The organism is Agrobacterium sp. GW821-FHT14E08 (assembly GCF_058803865.1).
On the sequence record NZ_JBXAPJ010000002.1, the window covers coordinates 62251 to 83070 of the forward strand.

Here is a 20820-nt window from a genome sequence, read left to right on the forward strand (position 1 = left end):
CTCACCGGTCGCTGACGGCCGCGCGTGGGTTCGCCCAAGGTTTCTGATTGGACCGCGGCAGCGGGGTTTTGCCGAGAATGTGGTCCGCCGCCTTTTCGCCGGTCATGATCGACGGGCCGTTGAGGTTGCCATAGGTCACATGCGGAAAGATCGAGCTGTCCGCCACCCTCAAGCCTTCCACCCCGATCACCCGGCATTCGGGATCGACGACGGCCATCGGGTCGTCCCTGTCGCCCATGCGGCAGGTGCCGCAGGGGTGATAGGCGCTTTCCAGATGTTCCCGCAAAAAGGCGTCGATCTCCTCATCCGTCGCGACATTTTCGCCGGGCTGGATTTCCGGCCCGCGAAAATCGTCAAAGGCTTTCTGGCTGAAGATGTCGCGCGTCAGGCGCACGCAATGGCGGAACTTCTCCCAGTCTTCCGGGTGGCTCATATAGTTGAAGCGGATGACCGGGTCGTCATGTGGATCTGCGGAACGCAAGGTAACATTGCCGCGCGATTTCGACAGGTTGTAACCCACATGAACCTGAAAACCATGGCTTTTCGCCGCAGCCTTGCCATCATAGGAGATGGCGACCGGCAGGAAATGATACTGGATATCCGGCTGTTTCAGACCCGGTGCTGAGCGCAGGAAGGCGCAGGCCTCGAACTGGTTGGAGGCGCCAAGCCCGCCCTTCGACAGCAGCCATTGCGCACCTGCAACGCCCTGCCAGAACCATGGCAGCCAGGAATAAAGCGAGACCGGCTTGGTGGAGACCTGCTGGAAATAAAACTCCATATGGTCCTGAAGATTTGCGCCCACGCCCGGACGATCCGCCTTCACCTCGATACCCATGTCTTTCAGGTGCGCGGCGGGGCCGATGCCTGAGAGCATCAGCAGTTTCGGCGAATTGAAGGAGGATGCCGAGACGATGACCTCGCGATTGGCCGTGACGGTTTCCACCACACCCTTGCGCTCGATCTCGACACCAACCGCGCGGCCGTTCTCGATGACGACCTTGCGGGCGAAACCGTTGACCAGCGTGACATTGCCGCGCTTCAGCGCCGGTTTCAGATAGGCATTGGCGGCGGACCAGCGGCGACCATTATGGATGGTCTGCTCCATCAGGCCGAAACCCTCCTGCTTGGAGCCGTTATAATCGTCCGTCAGTTCGAAACCGGCCTGTGCGCCGGCCTGAATGAAGGCGTGGAACAGCGGATTGTTGACCGGGCCGCGCTGCACATGCAGCGGCCCATCCGTGCCACGCCAGCCCCCCTCGCCGCCATGGCTGTGTTCCATCCGCTTGAAGTAAGGCAGCACATCCGCATAGGCCCAGCCATGCGCGCCAAGCTCTTCCCAGCGGTTGAAATCCTCGGCATGGCCGCGCACGTAAACGAGGCCGTTGATGGAGGAGGAGCCGCCGATGACTTTTCCGCGCGGCGCCGTAATCCTGCGGTTGTCGAGGTTCGGCTCGGGCTCGGAGAGATAGCCCCAATTATAGCGCTTCATGCTCATCGGCCATGCGAGTGCGGCCGGCATCTGGATGAAGGGGCCGAAATCCGACCCGCCGGCCTCGATGACGATCACCGAATAACGACCGTCTTCCGACAGGCGATAGGCGATGGCGGAGCCTGCGGAACCCGAACCGACGATGACGTAGTCTGCTTGCATAATTTGCTCTCTCCGATGAGCGTTGGTTCCGATGACCGATGCGGCTGGGGCTTCACCCCCCTCTGCCCTGCCGGGCATCTCCCCCTCAAGGGGGAGATCGGCAAGCGGCGCTACCACCGCTTCATTCGCAAACGTTGAGTTGGGCGCGACCGCGCCGCATATCGATCTCCCCCCTTGAGGGGGAGATGTCCGGCAGGACAGAGGGGGGTAAGCCCCACCCGCCACGCTTCAATAAGGCGCGTCCACCTTCCCCGTGCTCACATAAACCGTCTTCAGCTCGCTATAATGCTCCAGCGCGGCGGCCGAATTCTCCCGCCCGAAGCCGGATTGTTTCGAGCCGCCGAAGGGGATTTCGACCGGGCAGAGATTATAGGTATTGATCCAAAGCGTGCCCGCCTCCAGCTGATCGACCACGCGATGGGCGCGGGCGAGATCGGCGGTAAAGACGCCGCCGGCCAGCCCGAATTCGGTGGCGTTGGCGCGGGCGAGAACCTCGTCCTCATCGTCGAAATCCAGAACGCACATGACGGGCCCGAAGATTTCCTCGCGGGCGATGGTCATGTCGTCGGTCACATCGGCGAAGACGGTCGGCTGTACATAAGCGCCCTCGCCCGGGACATTATTGGGGATGCCACCGCCGGTGATGAGCGTCGCGCCCTCTGCCTTGCCTTTTTCGATATAGGAAAGGACCTTCTCCTGCTGGGCCTTGGAAACCAGCGGGCCGAGATGGGTGGCGTAGTCGAGCGGATCGCCGAGGACCATCGCCTCGGTGCGGCGCTTCAGATTGTCGAGGAAACGCTCCTTCGCCTTTTTCTGCACGAAGACGCGGGTGCCGTTGGAGCAGACCTGGCCGGAGGAATAGAAGTTGCCGAGCATGGCCCCGCCGACAGCGCTTTCGATATCGGCGTCGTCGAAGACGATCAGCGGCGACTTGCCGCCGAGTTCCATCGTCACATGCTTCAGATGCCCGGCAGCGGCGGCAGCCACCTTGCGGCCGGTCGGGACTGAGCCGGTAAGCGAGACCTTCGCCACATCGGGGTGGTTGACGAGCAGCGGCCCGGTATCGCGATCACCCTGAATGACGTTGAACAGGCCCTTTGGCAGACCGGCTTCGATGAGGATTTCGGCGATCTTCAAGGCGCCGAGCGGGGTGTTTTCCGAGGGCTTGAAGACCATGGCATTGCCGGCGACCAGCGCGGGAGCGGCCTTCCAGCAGGCGATCTGCTGCGGATAGTTCCAGGCGCCGATACCAACGCAGACGCCGAGCGGCACGCGCTTGGTATAGGCGAAATCGCCGCCGAGGGGGATGTAATCGCCGTTCAGCGCGGAAGGGGCGATGCCACCGAAAAATTCGAAGGCATCCGCGCCGGAGGTCGGGTCGGCGACGATGGTTTCCTGAATGGGCTTGCCGGTATCCAGCGTCTCCAGCGTCGAAAGCGCATCGTTGCGCTCGCGCATGATATCGGCGGCGCGTTTGAGGATGCGGCCGCGGGCCATTGGGCTCATCGCGGCCCATTCCTTCTGCGCACGTTTGGCCGAGGCGATGGCGCGCTCGACGATGGCGGGCGTTGCCGCATGCAGCCTCGCGATCACCTCGCCGGTGGCCGGGAAGATGCTTTCAATCACTGTGCCGGCCGTGTCTTCGACATACACCCCGTCGATGAAATGCGAGGCTTTCGGCTGCGCCTTCAGCGGCGTCGCGATGGTCATGTCGAAGTCTCCTTAAAGAACGCGAATGGACGGCTTTGGGCGCTGTCCATCGGGAAATGATTTGAGCTGCATGTCGAAATAATCCTCGACAAGCGCCGGTGCGGAGGCAAGGCCGAGCGGGGCGGACCGCAGGCTGTGCCTGATATAAAGCCCGTCGATTAGGGCCGCCGCCCCTTCCGCGATGCGTGCGGCATCGTCTGGCGGGCAGAGCCGGTTGAGGCTTGCCATGAGGTTGGAGCGCAGACGGCGCGAATAGAGCACCAGCAGGCGGCGGGTTTCTTCCGAACGCTGCGCCTCGACATAAAAGGCGAGCCATGCCGCCACCGTTTCGGGCGTGAACTGGTCGCTCTGGAAGGAGACATGGACGATGGCGCTCAGCCTTGCGCGAGGGCCGGAAGCACGGGTCAGCGCCGCGACCGCATCGCGCCGTAGGTCACGCAGCAGGCTGCGGATGGTCTCCAGAAGCAGCTGCTGCTTGCTGCCGAAATAATGATGCGCAAGGGCGGCCGACACGCCCGCTTCCCGGGCGATGTCAGACATTGTCACATTCAGCGAACCATGGTGGCCTATGGTGCGCAGTGCCGCATCCACAAGCGCCTTGCGGCGCAAAGGCTCCATTCCGATCTTGGGCATAAGGGTCTCCTTGATGGCGGGCAAAATATTCTTGATTGATCAATCAATCAATAAAAAATGCGCCATTTCATGTCGCGGATGTGCTGCCGGGCGGAAAGACTGAAGCGCAAACGGTTTTGCCGCTGCATGCGCCTCATGATCTGGATCAAATCTTCGGCATTCTCGTTGCGCTATGCTGCAATCGTGATAGCTTTACCGCGACCATTCATGGAGACAGCGAGATGACACACAGTCTCAATGCGCCTGGATTTTCACCCCTCAGAGCGAAGTGGGGTTGGTTTCTGGCCCTTGGCCTCGTCCTTCTGGCCTTTGGGGTATTTGCGCTCGGCAATCTTCTCGTCGCCACCGTCGCCTCCGTATTTTATGTCGGCGTCATGATGCTGATGGGCGGCATTTTGCAGCTTTTCCATGCCTTTCAGGTGAAAGGATGGGAAAGCGCACTGTTCTGGACGCTGAGCGGCCTGCTTTATGCCGTTGCCGGTGTCATCGCCTTTCAAAACCCTGATCTGACCGCGGCCGTGCTGACATTGTTGATGGCTGTGTCGCTCATTGTCGCCGGCATCTTCCGCCTCGTCGTCGGCTTCCGGCTGAGACCCGCAACGGGCTGGGGCTGGGTTGCCGTGGCGGGTGCGGTAACGGCACTTGCGGGCCTGGTGATAGCCGCCGGCTGGCCGGTGAACAGCCTTTGGGTCCTTGGCCTGTTCCTGGCGATAGACCTTATCATGCAGGGCTTTGCGATGATCGCGCTCGCCATGGCCATGCGGTCATGAGAGCGTTTGCGGCGCGTCTGTGACCTCATATCAAGCAGGCGCCCGTCATGGAAAAACTAAACCCTTATATACTGCAAATTGGGTATGGAACGCGTTTCGTGGTAAGATAGACGATGATACCAATTTCGCTGGAAGCGGCGTCCAGACGAAAACCTCAAAAAACGACCGCCCGCAAAAGATTGCCATCGCCCCGTCCGCACAGCGGACATCTATCGGGTTGCCCATGGCGGTCATTTAAAAAGGGAGTGATATCATGCCAATGGTGACAGTATCGATTTCCCCGGAACAGGCAGCAAGAATGCGAGAGGCCGTGAATTGCGGCGCTTACGCATCCGGCAGCGAGGTCGTCAGGGCCGCGCTGAGACTATGGGCGGCCTCCGCCGAACACGGCGTCGGCACCAGGCCGGCAGAACCTGTCGAGGCGGACCGCGAGCGCATGAATGTTGCGGAGCTTTACGCCGCTCACACGGGTCATGCGCGCCGGGCATAAGGCTTGGTGCGGCCCCCTCTTCGATATAGGGGGCCGTTACAAAACGTTCATCAAAGCTTCACAGTCGTGAAAGCTTTTGTTGACCTGTAATCTGCAATTGTTGCCGCAAAAGAGACGGGTCCCGTGTGGGTATTCCATGCGCATGCCAGCAACGGGACCGGCAAGAGCGGAGAAACAGGAATGCAGGCCGTCACGGTGGAAAACGATGTCATAAGGCGGTTTGCCTCCGGGCAGATGTTTCCAATGGCGAAGCTTGTGCTTGAAACCGCGTTTCAGCCGATTGTCGAGGCAACGACAGGCACGATCTTCGGTTATGAATCGCTGATGCGTGGCCATGACCGGCTGGGTTTTTCCAATCCGCTGGCGCTTCTCGACCAGGCTGCCGCGGATGGCGAGTTGAAGGCTTTCGAGCAGATGCTGGCAAGCCGGGCGCTGGCAAAATTCTCCACCCTGCCCGATTTTTCCTCCACCACCCTCTTCCTCAATCTCGATGTGCGGCTGATCCCGCATGGCGACGCCATTCTCGACAAGCTCGTCGGTCATCTGGCCCGGGCGGGCATTCCGGCCTCCTCCATCTGTTTCGAGCTTTCCGAACGTTTCGACAATACCAGCGTGCCGGAATTCACGGCGCTGATTGCCCGCATGCGCAAGGAAGGTTTCAAGCTCGCGATCGACGATTTCGGCGCCGGTCACGGCGAGATGAAGCTGCTCTGCGATTTTCCGCTGGATTACCTGAAGATCGACCGGCATTTCATTCACGGCGTCGACCATCTTCCCCGCAAGCAGCATCTCGTCCGCAATATCGTCAACATCGCCCATGTTCTCGGCGTCCGGGTCATTGCCGAAGGCATCGAAACGGAAGCGGAATTTCTGACCTGCCGTGAATTCGGCGTCGATCTGGTGCAGGGCTGGCTGATCGCCAGACCCACGGTCTTCACCAGCGAGCTGCCAGAAAGCTTTCCGCACCTCAACCGCATCGGCGTGACGCGGCGCAGCAGCCAGACGCTCGACGAAATCCTCATTCGCCGGGAAATCGAGCGGCTTCCCACCGTCTTTGAACATGACAGCGTCGACAATGTCTTCGAACTGTTCCGCCGAAACCCGCAGCAGGCTTTCTTCCCCGTTCTCAACGCCAATGGCGAACCGCGCGGCGTCATCAACGAATACCACCTCAAGGAATATATCTACCGGCCCTTCGGTCGCGACCTGCTCAAGAACAAGATCTATGAGCGCACCATATCCCATTTCGTCGACCCCGCGCCGATTGTGGGTCTCGATGCCGACGCCGACCAGCTGATGAACATGTTCGCCAGCATGGGTGGCAGCGCCTGCATCATCCTCACCGAAAACATGCGTTACGCCGGCATCGTCTCGGCGGCCTCGCTCATCAAGGTCATCAATGAAAAACAGCTGAAAATGGCGCAGGACCAGAACCCGCTGACGGCGCTGCCCGGCAACCGTGCCATTGGCGGCTTCATTACCGACAGCTGCAGCGATGGCGACGAGGCGCGCTTCTTCTGTTATTGCGACTTCGACAATTTCAAACCCTTCAACGACAAATATGGCTTCAACGCCGGTGACCACGCCATCACGCTGTTTTCGGCCCTGATGCGACGCTATTTCTTCGCCGGCGACTGCTTTCTCGGACATATTGGCGGCGACGACTTCTTCATCGGCGTGCGCGACTGGACGGTGGAGGAGCTGACGGAAATCCTCGAGCGGCTGCTTAGCGATTTTCACGTTGATGTCGCCGAGCTCTATTCGGATGAAGACCGCGCCGCCGGCTGCATGAAGGGCCAGGACCGCCACGGCAACGAGCGGGACTTCGCGCTGTTGCGCTGCTCGATCGGCGTTCTCACTCTGCCGAAGGGGCTGATCATCGCTAATCCTGAGCGCATCGGCGGCGAGATCGCCGGTATCAAGGCGGCTGCGAAGGAAAATGACAGCGGCCTCGTCATCCGGGTATTCGGCGAGACAAAATGACACTCGTGACAAAGGGACTTCTTCCCTAAGCGGCGCATCTGACCTACATCTTCAGGCGACGCCGACAAGTGAGGAGTTGCCCCTGGCCATGCCCGACACGACGACCCTGCCCGAAAAAATGCGCTTCATCGACCTTCCCTCCCATGGCGGCCCGGAGGTGATGCGGCTTTCGCACGCGCCTTTGCCCAAGCCCGCGAAAGGCGAGGTTCTGGTGAAGGTCGAGGCGGCGGGCGTCAATAGGCCGGATGTGGCGCAGCGGCAGGGCATCTATCCACCGCCGAAGGATGCAAGCCCGATCCTCGGCCTTGAAATCGCCGGCGAGGTGGTTGCGCTGGGTGAAGGCGTTACCGAATTCAAGCTGGGCGACAAGGTCTGCGCGCTCGCCAATGGCGGCGGTTATGCGCAATATTGCACCGTGCCGGCCGGGCAGGCCCTGCCCTTCCCCAAGGGTTACGACGCCGTCCAAGCGGCGGCTTTGCCGGAAACCTTCTTCACCGTCTGGGCCAATCTCTTCCAGATGGCGGGCCTCACCGAAGGGGAAAGCGTGCTCATCCATGGCGGCACCAGCGGCATCGGCACAACGGCGATCCAGCTTGCCAGGGCTTTCGGCGCCGAAGTCTATGCCACGGCGGGCTCGGCGGAAAAATGCGAAGCCTGCGTGAAGCTCGGCGCCAAACGGGCGATCAACTATCGTGAGGAAGATTTTGCCGCCGTCATCAAAGCTGAAACCGACGGCAAGGGCGTCGATGTCATTCTCGATATGATCGGTGCGGCCTATTTCGAAAAGAACCTTTCGGCACTCGCCAAGGACGGATGCCTGTCCATCATCGCCTTCCTGGGCGGCGCCGTGGCCGAGAAGGTCAACCTCACCCCCATCATGGTCAAACGCCTCACCGTCACCGGCTCCACCATGCGCCCCCGCACGGCCGACGAAAAACGTGCGATCCGCGACGACCTTGTCGCAGAGGTCTGGCCGCTCATCGAAAGCGGTCAGCTGGCACCGGTCATCAACCGGGTCTTCACGCTGGATGAGGTCGTGGAAGCGCACCGGCTGATGGAAAGCAGCAATCATATCGGCAAGATCGTGATGCGGGTGTCTTGACGCCAGGAGCGTCCCCTGGAAGTAATCCCTCTTGCATTACTGACGAATCGTACTACCTTCTAGTTATGTTCAACGTATCGGAAGGAGGTGATCCAATGTCTAGTGAGATTTCGGTCTCTGGTGCAGGCAATGGAAAGGGTGTGTTTTCGACGGGGCAACCCTCGGCGTAAAACCTCTAGCCTTCGGAACGTTGAGAAACAGTCCCGGGTCTGTAAACAGGACCAAACTCATGGAAGGGTCGCTTCGGCGGCCCTTTTCCGTTTTTGCTTATTACTTCGACTATTGGGGAAATCTGTGCCTCGAATGCCAGTGCGGCAAGCTCGATGCTCGATGCTACTCGTGACACGTCTCTTCCGTCATGCCGGGCTTGACCCGGCATCCAGCCGGCGCGTGTCTGCGCGACGATAGGACTCCTTTCAGCCCAAAGACTTGGGCTGGCTGGATACCGGCTCGAGGCCGGTATGACGGAGAACGGGGGAGAGCGACAAATCATCGACCGTCAACTGCGGTCACCTCTCCCCTATTTCTTCCCGAACACCTTCCACCGTGTCGGCCGGAAGCGCAGCTCCGCCCCCACCGCCACGGCGGCGTTGAGCGGCACCTCGATTTCGAGGTGATAGGGTTCATGGCCGTTATTGGCGATGTCGATTTCGGCGATGCGGGTGCCGGCGAGGCGGCGACAGGTGGTGACCTTGCCGTAAAGCGCGTCCTTCTCCCCAGTCAGCACCACATCTTCCGGGCGGAAGAAAAGCTCGCCCTCGCCAGAGCCGCTCTCGTCGATGCCGATGCTTTCGCCCTGGAACAGCACGTGGCCGTCGCGGATCGTTACCGGCAGGCTGGAGGATTCGCCAATGAAGGAGAAAACGAAGGGGGAGTTGGGCGTGTCGTAGACATCGTCCGCCGTGCCGACCTGTTCGATCTTGCCCTGGCTCATGACGACGACGCGGTCGGCCAGTTCCAGCGCCTCTTCCTGATCGTGGGTGACGAAGACGGTGGTGTGGCCGGTGCGATCGTGGAATTCGCGCAACCAACGGCGCAGCTCCTTGCGCACCTTGGCGTCGAGCGCGCCGAAGGGTTCATCGAGAAGCAGCACCTTCGGCTCGATGGCGACGGCGCGGGCAAGCGCCACGCGCTGGCGCTGGCCGCCGGAAAGCTGCGAGGGGTAACGCTTCTCAAGCCCGGAGAGGTGCACCATGTCGAGAAGCTCGGAAACCCGCCTGCGGATTTCCGCTTTCGGCGGGCGCTTTCCTGAAGGGCGCACCTTGAGGCCGAAGGCGATATTGTCGGCCACCGTCATGTGGCGGAACAGGGCGTAATGCTGGAACACAAAACCGACATTGCGCTCCTGCACGGTGCGGTGTGAAGCATCTTCGTTGCCGAAGAAAATCTGGCCGGTCGTCGGCTGCTCGAGACCGGCGATGAGACGCAGCAGCGTCGTCTTGCCGGAACCGGAAGGACCGAGCAGCGCGATCAGCTCGCCGGAACGAATGTCGAGCGACACATCGTTCAGCGCCGGAAAGCGATCGAACTGCTTGGTGATGCCGGAAACTTTCACTTCCATGAAGATGCCTTTCAATGCTTGCCGGCTGCGTTGCCCGCGCCAAAGCGTATTTCGAGAATGGTTTTGAGAATGAGCGTCACCAACGCCAGACCGGCGAGCAGCGTCGCCACCGCAAAGGCCGCGCCCATATTGTACTCATTATAGAGTATCTCGACATGCAGCGGCATGGTGTTGGTCTCGCCGCGAATATGGCCCGAGACCACCGAGACGGCGCCGAACTCGCCCATGGCGCGGGCGTTGCAGAGTAGCACGCCGTAAAGCAGGCCCCATTTGATGTTGGGCAGCGTGACATACCAGAAGGTCTGCCAGCCCGAAGCACCGAGCGAAATCGCCGCCTCCTCGTCGCCATTGCCCTGATCCTGCATCAGCGGGATCAGTTCGCGCGCGACAAAAGGAAAGGTGACAAAGATGGTAGCGAGCACGATGCCCGGCACGGCGAAGAGTATCTCGATGCCGTAGCTCTTCAGCCATGGCCCCAGCACGCTGTGGGATGAGAACAGGATGACATAGACGAGGCCCGATATGACCGGCGAGATCGAGAACGGTAGGTCGATGAGCGTGATCAGGAAGGCCTTGCCCTTGAACTCGAATTTCGCAATCGCCCAGGCGGCCATCACCCCGAAGACCAGGTTGAGCGGGACCGAAATGGCGGCGACGAGCAGCGTCAGGCGGATGGCTGAGAGCGCATCCGGCTCAACGATCGCCTCCCAGAAGCTTTCCGCACCCTTACGGAAGGCTTCGAAAAAGACCGATATCAGCGGCAGAACCAGAAATGCAGCGAGGAAGACGAAGGCAATCGCGATCAACGCCAGCCGGGCGGGAAAGCTCTCGCTGGCGGGGTCGCGGAACGGCCGGGGGGACGTGCGGGAAGCGGTCTCAGACATAACCGTACCTCTTGCGGCTCCAGGCCTGAATGAGATTGATGAGGAACAGCATGGCGAACGAGATGATCAGCATGATGGTGGCGATGCCGGTCGCGGCCGCATAATTGAACTCCTCCAGCCGGATGACGATGAGGAGCGGCGCGATTTCCGAGACGTAGGGAATATTGCCGGCGATGAAGATGACCGAACCATATTCCCCGACACCGCGTGCGAAGGCGAGCGCGAAACCCGTGAGGATGGCGGGTGTCAGGCTCGGCAGCAGGACGCGGGTGATGGTCTGGAAACGATTGGCGCCAAGCGTGGCGGCCACCTCCTCCACCTGCCGGTCGATTTCTTCCATGACCGGCTGCACCGTGCGCACCACGAAGGGCAGGCCGATGAAGATCAGCGCGATGACGATGCCGGTCGGCGTAAAGGCGATCTTGATGCCGAAGGGTTCGAACAGCGAACCGACCCAGCCGCGATTGGCATAAAGCGTGGTCAGCGCGATACCGGCGACCGCCGTTGGCAGGGCAAAAGGCAGATCGACGATGGCATCGACGAAGCGACGGCCGGGAAAACGGTAACGCGTCAGCACCCAGGCGACGATGACACCGAAGACCGCGTTGACCAGCGCGGCAAGAAATGCCGTTCCGAAACTGACACGCAGCGCATTCAGCGTGCGGCTATCCGTGGCAATTGCAATGAAATCTGAAAAACCCAGTTTCGCCGTGGACCAGACGAGGCCGCCAAGCGGAATAAGAATGATGAGAAACAGATAGGTCACTGTGTAACCAAGCGTCAGGCCGAAGCCCGGTATGACGCTCGACTGCCGCCATTTCCACCTGTTTCCGGAAGTATTATTGCTCATCAAGGCTCCGGATAATCTTTAGTTTGGCGCATTTCCGGACAGAAAACCGGGGGCCAGTTTTCCTGAAAATGCTCTCTGGGAGCCGGTGTTCCCCGGCGTTTATTATAAAGTATCGACCGGCACGGTGTCCGGTCGATCAGGCTTTTTTTCTGTTGTCTCAGCGAACGGGCGATTTTCAGCCCATCATCCGCTTACTTTGCGGGCTTGTAAATCTGGTCGAAGATGCCGCCGTCACCGAAATGTTCAGGCTGCGCCTTGGCCCAGCCGCCAAACTGCGGGTCGTCGATGGTGACGAGCTTGATGTCGGGCAGCTGCTTGAGCAGATCCTTGGAGACGACAGCCGGGTTCGACGGACGGTAGAAGTGCTTTGCCGCAATATTCTGGCCCTCGTCGGAATAGAGATATTGCAGATAGGCTTCCGCCGCCTTGCGCGTGCCCTTGGCGTCGACATTGGCGTCAACCACGGCGACCGGCGGTTCGGCAAGGATCGAGATCGGCGGCACGACGATATCGAAGGCGTCAGCGCCGAATTCCTGGCCGGCGAGATAGGCTTCGTTTTCCCAGGCGAGCAGCACGTCACCGATCTGGCGCTGTGCGAAGGTGACCGTGGAGCCGCGGGCGCCGGTATCGAGAACCGGGGCGCGCTTGTAGAGCTCGCCGACATAGGCCTTGATCTTGTCCTTGTCGCCCTTGAATTCTTCATTCGCCCAGGCCCAGGCAGCGAGATAGTTCCAGCGCGCGCCGCCAGACGTCTTGGGGTTGGGCGTCACGATCTGCACGTCACCCTTCACCAGATCGCCCCAATTGTGGATGCCCTTGGGGTTGCCCTTGCGGACCAGGAAAACGATGGTCGAGGTGTACGGCGAAGAATTATGCGGCAGGCGGGTGCGCCAGTCCTTGTTGATCTTGCCGGAATTCTGGACGATGGCGTCGATATCGCTCTGCAGTGCCAGCGTCACGACGTCCGCTTCCAGACCGTCGATAACCGAGCGTGCCTGCTTGCCGGAGCCGCCATGCGACTGCTGGATCGTGACGTCCTCACCGGTGTCGGCCTTCCACTTCTTGGCGAAGGCTTCGTTGAAGTCCTTGTAGAGTTCACGGGTCGGATCGTAGGACACGTTGAGCAGCTTGGTCTGCGCGGCGGCCGAGCCAGCGCCGCCAAGTGCCAGTGAGAGGCTAAGCGCAACAACGCTCAAACCGGACAGAAGCTTGGACATCGGTATTCCCTCCTGATTGCGATGGCTTAACTCTACCGGCTGAGTAGAGTTGGTCAATGAGGCCGAATACGATCGAAAAAGTGTTTCCCGAGAGCGTTTCCACGGGCAACAAATACAGCGCAGCATAAGCGAAAGGCGCAACAAGCGTCGTGTAAAACTTTTCTGAATGCAAAAGCATTTCACATTTTTGACGATTTTTTGCCGCGATGGCGAAAAATATTATGGGGTTTTAGACGATTTTTTCGTTTGGAAGGAACGAGGCAAGGGGATCATTACAATCTCCTCATCCGTCATTCCGGCCCTGAGCCGGAATCCAGCCAGCCCAAGTCCTTGGGCTGAAGGAGTCGTTTCGCCGCGCAGACGCGCGTCGGCTGGATTCCGGCTCAAGGCCGGAATGACGGACAGGTTGAGGACCCTCGTTGCAAACTCTCGACAGCGAAACGTGAAAAAAACGAGTGTCAGGCCGTCAAAAGCTCGGGCACTTCGACACCCGCCACCGCATCGGCAATGGTGGTGTTGAAAAGGATATTGCGCGTCGCATCGGCCACCCGGGCAAAGACGTGGCGGATTTCGCACTGCTTCTCGCCGTCGCAATCCTCGCAGCGGCGATAGGCCGTCTGCGAGAGGCAGGGCAAGGGGGCAAGCGGCCCGTCGATGAGGCGCAGCACCTCGCCGAAGGTGATATCCGCAGCCGGGCGCGCCAAGAGATAACCGCCCTGCTTGCCGCGCCGGCTTTCGACCAGGCGTTCCTTCTTCATTTCGAGAAGGATCTGTTCCAGAAACTTTTTCGGAATGGCCTGTTCGCGGGCGATGTCGGAAATCTGCACAGGACAGGCGCCGTCGGCCTTGGCCAGCGAAAGGAGCGCCCTCAGCGCATATTTTGCCTTCTGCGAAATCATCGTAAAACCAGTAGATCACAAGCCCGGAAACCCGGCAATTCCGGCTTAGCGCAGAAGTTGTCACAATTCAAATCCAAGCTGCAAAGAAGGTGAACGGGCATCTTTTGCTCATACCACGCGCGCGAGAGGCATTTTTGCTCTTAAGCGCAGCGCACAAAGACTGTCATTTCTGTTCCAAAGGCCGGATTTCAACAATAATCGGCCATGGAAATCCCGGACGTGACAATGACGATCAATTCAGCAAATGCCTCTGCCGATACCGCTTCCCTCGATGCCACGCTTGCCGGGCTCGATCTGGCGGGTCGGCTTTCGTTTATCGCAGGCCTCGGCGGACGCGCGGTTTTCACCACCAGTCTCGGCATCGAGGATCAGGTCATCACGGCGGCCATCGGCACGCATCGCCTGCCTATCGATGTCGTGACGCTGGAGACCGGTCGGCTGTTCAAGGAAACCGTCGATCTCATCGATGAAACCGAAGAGCGTTTCGGCATCGAAATCCGCCGCTTTCGTCCCGAACAGGACGATATCGACGCTTACGCCGAAAAATACGGTCTGAATGGTTTTTACGAAAGCGTCGAAGCCCGTCACGCCTGCTGTCATGTCAGAAAGCTCATCCCGCTCGGCAAGGCGCTGGAAGGCGCTTCCTTCTGGATAACCGGGCTTCGTCGCGGCCAGTCGGGCAATCGCGCCACGACGCCTTTCGCCGAATTCGACGCCGAGCGTAATCTTATCAAGATCAATCCCCTGGCTGACTGGGATATCGACCTCATCCGGGCGCATGTCGCCCAGGAGAATATCCCCGTCAATCCGTTGCACCAGCGCGGTTACCCCTCCATCGGCTGCGAGCCGTGTACGCGCGCCATCAAGCCCGGCGAGCCTGAGCGCGCCGGACGATGGTGGTGGGAAAACGACGAGAAGCGCGAATGCGGTCTTCACGTCGCCGGTGCGGAGCAGACATCCGCCATTTCCGCCATCCCGCAACGATAATCATTCAGTACATCTCCCGGAGTTCACAATGTCCAACGCAGTCCACGAGACGGACAGCAAGAATACTGTCGCATCCAAGCCGCCGCTCGATCCCCATCTGAAGGCACTTGAAAACGAAGCTATTCATATTTTCCGCGAAGTCGCCGCCGAATTCGACAACCCTGTCATGCTCTATTCCATCGGCAAGGATTCCTCCGTGCTGCTGCATTTAGCGCGCAAGGCGTTCTTCCCCGGCCGCATTCCCTTCCCGCTGCTGCACGTCAATACCGGCTGGAAGTTCAAGGAAATGATCGAATTCCGCGACAATATCGTCAAGGAATACGATCTCGACCTGATCTCCCACACCAATCCGCGCGGTGCGAGCGAAAACGTGACGCCCTTCACTCACGGTTCGGCGCTTTACACCGACATCATGAAGACCGAAGCCCTGCGCCAGGCGCTCGATGCCGGCCAGTTCGACGCGGCCTTCGGCGGCGCGCGCCGCGATGAGGAGGCGAGCCGCGCCAAGGAACGCATCTATTCCTTCCGCACGCCCGACCATAAATGGGACCCGCGCAACCAGCGCCCGGAACTGTGGAACATCTATAACGGCATGGTCCGCAAGGGCGAAAGCGTGCGCGCCTTCCCGCTCTCCAACTGGACCGAAGTGGATATCTGGCGTTACATCGAGGCGGAAAACATTCCGCTGGTGCCGCTCTATTACGCCGCCGAGCGTCCTTACATCGAGCGCGACGGCATGATGATCCTTGCCGAAGACGAGCGTCTGGAACTGCTGCCCGGCGAAGAGATCAAGCACGGCTCGATCCGCTTCCGCACGCTCGGCTGCTTCCCGCTGACCGGCGCGATCCGTTCCGAGGCGGCAACGCTTCAGGAAGTCATCGCGGAACTCGAAATCGCCACCGTTTCCGAACGGCAGGGCCGCGCGATTGACCGCGACCAGTCCGGCTCCATGGAGAAGAAGAAGCGCGAGGGGTATTTCTGATGAGCACTGCCGCCGCCAACACCTCCTCCTCTTCCGCCACCATTCTGCCCTTTGCCGAACATTCGAAGGCGGCGCGCGATACGCGCCCGCTGCGCCTCATCACCTGCGGCAGCGTGGATGATGGCAAGTCGACACTGATCGGCCGTCTTCTCTGGGATACCAAGGCCGTCAAGGAAGACCAGGCCGCCACCCTGCACCGCGACAGCGGCAAGCAGAACGATCTTGGCCTGCCCGATTTCGCGCTGCTGCTCGACGGTCTTCAGGCGGAGCGCGAACAGGGCATCACCATCGATGTCGCCTATCGTTATTTCGCCACCGACCGGCGCGCCTTCATCGTGGCCGACACGCCCGGCCATGAGCAATATACCCGCAACATGGCGACCGGCGCTTCCACCGCCGATCTCGCCGTGCTGCTCGTCGATGCGCGCACCGGCATTCTGGAGCAGACGCGCCGCCACGCCACCATCGCGGCGCTGATGGGCATCCGGCAATTCGTGCTGGCCGTCAACAAGATCGACCTGACCAATTACGACAAGGCCGGTTTCGAGCTGATCGCCCATGAATTCCGCGATTTCGCCTCCAATCTCGGCATCAAGCAGATCACCGCCATTCCGATGTCGGCGCTGAAGGGTGAAAACGTCGTGCTGTCAGGCAAGGCCTCCATGCCCTGGTATGAAGGCCCGACGCTGGTGGAAACGCTGGAGCTTGCCACGGTGCGCTCCGCGCAGTCCGGCGGCTTCCGCCTGCCGGTGCAGCGTGTCTCGCGCCCCGGTGAAAGCTTTCGCGGTTATCAGGGCACGGTTGCCGGCGGTTCGGTGAAGCCGGGCGACAGCGTCGTCATCCTGCCATCCGGCATGGTCGCGAACGTCAAGCAGATCGTCACTTTCGATCTGGTGCGTAACGCCGCCGTCGCTGGTGATGCGGTTACGCTCGTCCTTGATCGTCAGGTGGACGTGTCGCGCGGCGACATGATCGTCTCCATCGAGGCGCAACCGCAGACGGGCCTTGCCTTCGACGCCCAGATCGTGGCCTTGCAGCCGGGTGGTATCGAGGCAGGCAAGCGCTACTGGCTGAAAAGCGGCAGCCGCCGCCAGCGCGTCAGCGTGCAGCCCGTGAGCCAGCTGAACCTGAAAGAAGGCGAATGGCAGGCGCATGAAACGTCGCTCTCCATGAACGCCATCGGCAAGGTACGGCTTTCCTTTGACGAGACCGCGATCTTCGACGCCTATGAGCAGAACCGGGCGACCGGCTCCTTCATCCTGATCGACCCCGACACCAACAACACGGTTGCGGGCGGCATGATCACCGGTAAGCGCAGCGTTGGCGCGACGGAAGAAGCGGGTGACCGGGTTATCCTGTCCCTGCCCGCCCATCTCGCTGAGAAGCTTCTGGCGAGCGAACTGCTGGCCAAGCACCGCGACGAGATCGACATTCGCCGTACGGATAGTGCAACGGCCTCACGGCTGATCGGCGATCTGGACTGAGAATGTCGGCATGAACAGAAAAAGGCGACCGCAATGCGGTCGCCTTTTTTGTTGCGGAACCTTTGGTCAGGCGCGGCTTAAAACACGAACATATAAAGCAGAATGATCACGAAGATCGGAACGCCCATAGCCCACAGTGCAATACCCTTTAGCATGTTATCCTCCATGTGTTGTGAATGGATAACGGCCGAAGAGCCGTTGCGTTCCCTTTCACAAAGGGAGGATTACAGGTCAGCGGCATGAAAGCCCAATGCTTGTGCGCAAACAAACATCGGGCTTCAATCATGATATAGGGCTAAATGCATCAGCTCTTCGACTTGAACTGAAGGACCCTCGCGCGACCTTAAGAGAGCGGGGAGAACCACACTTCAAAAGTATTGGGAAGAATCTTCTTGGACTTTCCGTAAGTGTCGCTCATGTCGTTCAATTTGGCCGGCACGGCATTTTCTTTCAGAAACTCGACCAGTCCCACACCCAGAGTGTCACACTCTTCCTTCCTGAAACACCTGACCTCGGTTTGGCGCATCGGCGTGTTCACAAACTCGATGCCGGGCACAAAAACGGCCTGCGGGCTTGGTGATACGGCCCGTGCCTCCAGCATCTCCTCGATCGCCTTGGCCTTTGCTCGATCCACCTCCCGGCTGATCTGAAAAAATATGCGGGCGGGAAGCGCGTTCGAAGCCGTCGCCACCTGCTGGGCGACTTCAGGATTGTTTTGCACGATCTCATTGGCGCTGCTTGTGGCCGCCAGGACGAGAGTCTTGTTGCCGTCTTTACCGACGGAGGTCATTACCGAGTCGTAAAATTCCTTGGGGATACGTTTCTGCGCAAAATAATGCGATGCGAGAGTGACACCTGCAACTGCGGTGCGGTCCTCCTTGGCAAAGGCCAGGTCAACGACGAGCTTGATATCATCGTTCTGCTGTTTGAAGGCGCCGAACTGATAGCTGACATAGGCAGCGATCGCCGCGAGCGCGATCTTGAAGAAAATATCTACACCAGTGACAAAACCAGGCATCTATACGCCCTCCCCGAAAGCTTTCATTGCGCGTTTTGCCCAAGCGAGACGGCTATTGAGGTGGGGAGCGCCGGGCCGTTCGAACTTTTCCATGAAGTTTTTTGTCGCCTCTTCCAGACTGCCCGTCTTTTTGAGATGCGCCAGAGCGTTTTGCTCGCTGCCATTCAATTCATAGACAAGAAAACCGTAATTGGCCTCGTCGGATTCGGGGGCGTATCCCCGCTGCGCGATCCATTGCATAAAGGCGGTGCGGCGAACGCCGGTCCACTGGCACCACCCCCAGCCCCCCTTTGGCGGCTTTACACCGATCTCCTGAAAATGCTTGAAGCCGGCACATTCATGCCCGATATTGCCCAGGATGCCGCCAGCCTGAAAATCGGTGATGCCGACATCCTTCATCAGATCCGTCATGATTCCAGGGGCTTTCTGGTTGAAAAGATCACCGGAGCCGGACCCCGTGGATTTGGTGGTTTCGGAACGGCTATCGGCTATTTCGCCAGCGCGCGCTTTATCTCTTGAAACAGGCCCGCCTTGCTGTTCCTCCAGCTTCGCGACCTGTTCGGCCATTATCGCCGCATTGACATTGTCCTTCTGCTTCGACCCCGAAGAAGAACCGAAGTGAAACCCGATGACGGTCGCGAAAGCGGTGGCCAGGGCACCGAGAGCGATATTGAAGACCTGATTCTTTTCGACATCCTGCGCCGGAGCGTAAAGCAGCAGATAGACAAGCGCTAAAAATCCAAGCGTGATGACGACCGACAGCAAGGGATTGATCCAGGCCGCCGGATTGCCGGACTTTGCAAGATCGGCATAGAAGCTTCGGGCGTTCTGGATGCTTTGCAATTCCTCGCGGAACCGTATCATCGCGTCTTCGCGCTCGCGGCCCGCCTCAGCGAATTGTTCTTTCAGCGCCTCAAACTCGATTTCGCGTTTTGCTTCCTCGGCGCGATTTTGCTCTTTTGTCTCGTTCAAGGCGGCGTCCACAAGCGCCTTCTGCAATTGCGCTCTCACCTGCGGATCAGCGTCAACCCTGGCTTGTGCCGCCCCGCCGTCATCGGTCTCGGTCTTCTCTTTAACCACAGCGGCTACTTTCTCCGAAAAGGCTCCGGCCTTGTCTCCCGCAATCAATCGAACCAGGTCAGGGACCAGTGCAATGGCAATGGCAACCAATGGATTCATCTCTAATCCTCAAAAATAGTATGATAAAAAATAATGCATATTAGAACGACGGCTTAAAAATCAAAAAAAAGCGGCAAAAAAGCCGATACTCTCCCTCAAGTTGGAGATGTATACTCAAACCTTACAATATTAATTGCGATTTATATTCTGAATCTGGAAATATTCAATAGAAGAGAATAGCAAAAATTCTCTCAGGCAGCGCGCCGTGTCGCGTCAGCATCGCGTGATGTCGATAAACCAGAAATTGTGAAGATGTGGTGACAGTTTTGCCGTCGCGGATGGCGACGAATGCAAGGGTTCTTCGTTGCCGATGGCGGGAACTGCTGAAATTGTAAAGAAGAAGCCGTCGGGACAGGGCTTAAGCTGGTCGGAGTGAGAGGATTCGAACCTCCGACCCCCACGTCCCGAACGTGGTGCGCTACCAGACTGCGCTACACTCCGTGACCAGCGGCGCTTCTATAGACCAGCCTCCGGCGTTCGACAAGCGGCATCTTGCATTTTTTATGACAAGTTTTCGCGGTGCGGCGAAGGGCGGCGGCCAAGTGCCTGTTGCGCGGGACAGCATGCTGGAAAACGTTACAAAAAAGCAATTGTGGCAGGAAATTTTCGTCAAGCCGCATACCTCCCCTGCCCGTCGCCGTCAAATCTGCTAGGGGAACGGAATGACCGGCGGGAAGCCGGACACGGCACAAAGGACATTTCACCATGCTATTTCGCAGCGTAACGCTTGCAGCGTTTGCCATTGCGCTCTCGGCCTGCACCACCTCCACGGGCGGCTCCACCCCTTCCTTCACCCAGAAGAGCCCCGTGGAAACGCGGTGGGTCGGTCAGTCGGCAGGTATTTTCTTCGCAAAATTCGGCCCGCCGCTGAGCGACACGGAGACAGGCAGCTCGACCGTCTATAATTGGCGCGGCGGCTACAAGAAGGCCACCATTCCGGCCAAGTTCGAAGAGGGCAAGGACGGCAAGAAGGGTCGCCAGATCTCGCCTGCCCGCACCGCCTCGCTCTCCTGCACGGTGCAGCTCGTCGTTTCCAGCGACTACAAGATCACCTCGGTGCGCACGGTCTCCGACCGTCCCGGCGTCAACGGTCCGAGCTACTGCGCGGAATTCCTCGCCGCAAACTGAGTTTTCAGCCCGAAGACAGAAAACAAGGCCCGCCCGAACCGGCGGGCCTTTCACTTTTTGGGGACTATTGTCATTTTTCTGAAAAAATTTTCGCCCATCGCGGCGCGGCGCGGTCGCCGCCGTCTGGCAAAGGGTGGATCACCCAGCTTTTCGCGACATCCGGCGCGCAGGCCCTTTTCAACCGTTTGAAAGCGGCGCCTAATCTTCGCAACCCTAAAAAATGACAATCGGCAAAGCCGTGAAATTCACCGTTGCGACCTTATGTCCCGGCAAAACCCCTGCAAAAACGCTT

18 protein-coding genes and 1 tRNA gene are annotated in these 20820 nt (G+C 59.4%); 8 read left to right on the forward strand and 11 right to left on the reverse strand.

Features of this window, described 5'->3' with window-relative positions; all coding sequences use genetic code 11:
• Window position 1: 1 nt before the first annotated feature.
• The 3 genes from betA to betI form a co-directional block, all read right to left on the reverse strand.
• Entirely contained in the window at window positions 2-1651 is a 1650-nt protein-coding gene (betA, locus tag AC1ROR_RS09100; RefSeq protein ID WP_498589232.1) for a choline dehydrogenase, read from the reverse strand.
• Window positions 1652-1879: 228 nt separating this feature from the next.
• Window positions 1880-3343: a betaine-aldehyde dehydrogenase gene (betB, locus tag AC1ROR_RS09105; protein WP_498589585.1), complete on the reverse strand. Its 1464-nt coding sequence runs from the start codon at window positions 3341-3343 to the stop codon at window positions 1880-1882.
• Window positions 3344-3373: 30 nt separating this feature from the next.
• Entirely contained in the window at window positions 3374-3994 is a 621-nt protein-coding gene (betI, locus tag AC1ROR_RS09110; RefSeq protein WP_080833746.1) for a transcriptional regulator BetI, read from the reverse strand.
• 221 nt (window positions 3995-4215) lie between these two features.
• Between betI and AC1ROR_RS09115 the strand changes: the two genes are divergently transcribed.
• From AC1ROR_RS09115 to AC1ROR_RS09130, 4 genes are all read left to right on the forward strand, one after another.
• The gene (locus AC1ROR_RS09115) at window positions 4216-4764 is read left to right on the forward strand and encodes an HdeD family acid-resistance protein (protein ID WP_498589233.1); all 549 of its coding nucleotides are present in this window, start codon (window positions 4216-4218) and stop codon (window positions 4762-4764) included.
• Window positions 4765-5017: 253 nt separating this feature from the next.
• Window positions 5018-5254 carry a ribbon-helix-helix domain-containing protein gene (locus AC1ROR_RS09120; protein ID WP_035218471.1) on the forward strand — a complete coding sequence of 79 codons (237 nt, stop codon included), beginning with the start codon at window positions 5018-5020 and terminating at the stop codon, window positions 5252-5254.
• 180 nt (window positions 5255-5434) lie between these two features.
• Window positions 5435-7237 (forward strand): GGDEF domain-containing protein, encoded by a 1803-nt coding sequence (locus tag AC1ROR_RS09125; RefSeq protein ID WP_035218473.1) that lies wholly within the window; start codon window positions 5435-5437, stop codon window positions 7235-7237.
• 88 nt (window positions 7238-7325) lie between these two features.
• The gene (locus tag AC1ROR_RS09130; RefSeq protein WP_498589234.1) at window positions 7326-8339 is read left to right on the forward strand and encodes an NAD(P)H-quinone oxidoreductase; all 1014 of its coding nucleotides are present in this window, start codon (window positions 7326-7328) and stop codon (window positions 8337-8339) included.
• Between the two features lie 520 nt (window positions 8340-8859).
• Here AC1ROR_RS09130 and AC1ROR_RS09135 read toward each other — a convergent pair.
• The 5 genes from AC1ROR_RS09135 to AC1ROR_RS09155 all read right to left on the reverse strand — a co-directional run bounded on the left by AC1ROR_RS09135 (window position 8860) and on the right by AC1ROR_RS09155 (window position 13750).
• A complete protein-coding gene (locus AC1ROR_RS09135; protein WP_035218478.1) occupies window positions 8860-9900 on the reverse strand; it encodes a sulfate/molybdate ABC transporter ATP-binding protein in 1041 nt (346 codons plus the stop codon).
• Between the two features lie 11 nt (window positions 9901-9911).
• Window positions 9912-10784, reverse strand: coding sequence for a sulfate ABC transporter permease subunit CysW (gene cysW, locus AC1ROR_RS09140; protein WP_498589235.1), 873 nt, complete (start codon window positions 10782-10784; stop codon window positions 9912-9914).
• On the reverse strand, window positions 10777-11634 hold the full coding sequence (gene cysT / locus AC1ROR_RS09145; protein WP_003494311.1) for a sulfate ABC transporter permease subunit CysT: 858 nt from the start codon (window positions 11632-11634) through the stop codon (window positions 10777-10779). Before cysT ends, cysW begins: the two co-directional genes overlap by 8 nt.
• A 191-nt stretch (window positions 11635-11825) precedes the next feature.
• Window positions 11826-12851 (reverse strand): sulfate ABC transporter substrate-binding protein, encoded by a 1026-nt coding sequence (locus AC1ROR_RS09150; protein WP_020009570.1) that lies wholly within the window; start codon window positions 12849-12851, stop codon window positions 11826-11828.
• Window positions 12852-13309: 458 nt separating this feature from the next.
• Window positions 13310-13750, reverse strand: coding sequence for an RrF2 family transcriptional regulator (locus AC1ROR_RS09155; protein ID WP_003520468.1), 441 nt, complete (start codon window positions 13748-13750; stop codon window positions 13310-13312).
• 204 nt (window positions 13751-13954) lie between these two features.
• Between AC1ROR_RS09155 and AC1ROR_RS09160 the strand changes: the two genes are divergently transcribed.
• The 3 genes from AC1ROR_RS09160 to cysN are packed head-to-tail and all read left to right on the forward strand — an operon-like array spanning window position 13955 to window position 17203.
• The gene (locus AC1ROR_RS09160; protein ID WP_167377394.1) at window positions 13955-14737 is read left to right on the forward strand and encodes a phosphoadenylyl-sulfate reductase; all 783 of its coding nucleotides are present in this window, start codon (window positions 13955-13957) and stop codon (window positions 14735-14737) included.
• A 28-nt stretch (window positions 14738-14765) separates the two neighbouring features.
• Window positions 14766-15719: a sulfate adenylyltransferase subunit CysD gene (cysD, locus tag AC1ROR_RS09165; protein WP_498589236.1), complete on the forward strand. Its 954-nt coding sequence runs from the start codon at window positions 14766-14768 to the stop codon at window positions 15717-15719.
• The gene (cysN, locus tag AC1ROR_RS09170; RefSeq protein ID WP_035218486.1) at window positions 15719-17203 is read left to right on the forward strand and encodes a sulfate adenylyltransferase subunit CysN; all 1485 of its coding nucleotides are present in this window, start codon (window positions 15719-15721) and stop codon (window positions 17201-17203) included. Before cysD ends, cysN begins: the two co-directional genes overlap by 1 nt.
• A gap of 343 nt (window positions 17204-17546) precedes the next feature.
• On the opposite strand, the gene AC1ROR_RS09175 is transcribed toward cysN, so the two are convergent.
• The 3 genes from AC1ROR_RS09175 to AC1ROR_RS09185 all read right to left on the reverse strand — a co-directional run bounded on the left by AC1ROR_RS09175 (window position 17547) and on the right by AC1ROR_RS09185 (window position 19841).
• Entirely contained in the window at window positions 17547-18221 is a 675-nt protein-coding gene (locus tag AC1ROR_RS09175) for a hypothetical protein (RefSeq protein ID WP_498589237.1), read from the reverse strand.
• Window positions 18222-19400, reverse strand: coding sequence for a phage tail tip lysozyme (locus tag AC1ROR_RS09180; protein ID WP_498589238.1), 1179 nt, complete (start codon window positions 19398-19400; stop codon window positions 18222-18224). It abuts the gene before it with no gap.
• 364 nt (window positions 19401-19764) lie between these two features.
• A tRNA-Pro gene (locus AC1ROR_RS09185) sits at window positions 19765-19841 on the reverse strand.
• A gap of 264 nt (window positions 19842-20105) precedes the next feature.
• Here AC1ROR_RS09185 and AC1ROR_RS09190 point away from each other — a divergent pair.
• Window positions 20106-20528 carry a hypothetical protein gene (locus AC1ROR_RS09190; protein ID WP_035218492.1) on the forward strand — a complete coding sequence of 141 codons (423 nt, stop codon included), beginning with the start codon at window positions 20106-20108 and terminating at the stop codon, window positions 20526-20528.
• Window positions 20529-20820: the final 292 nt, after the last annotated feature.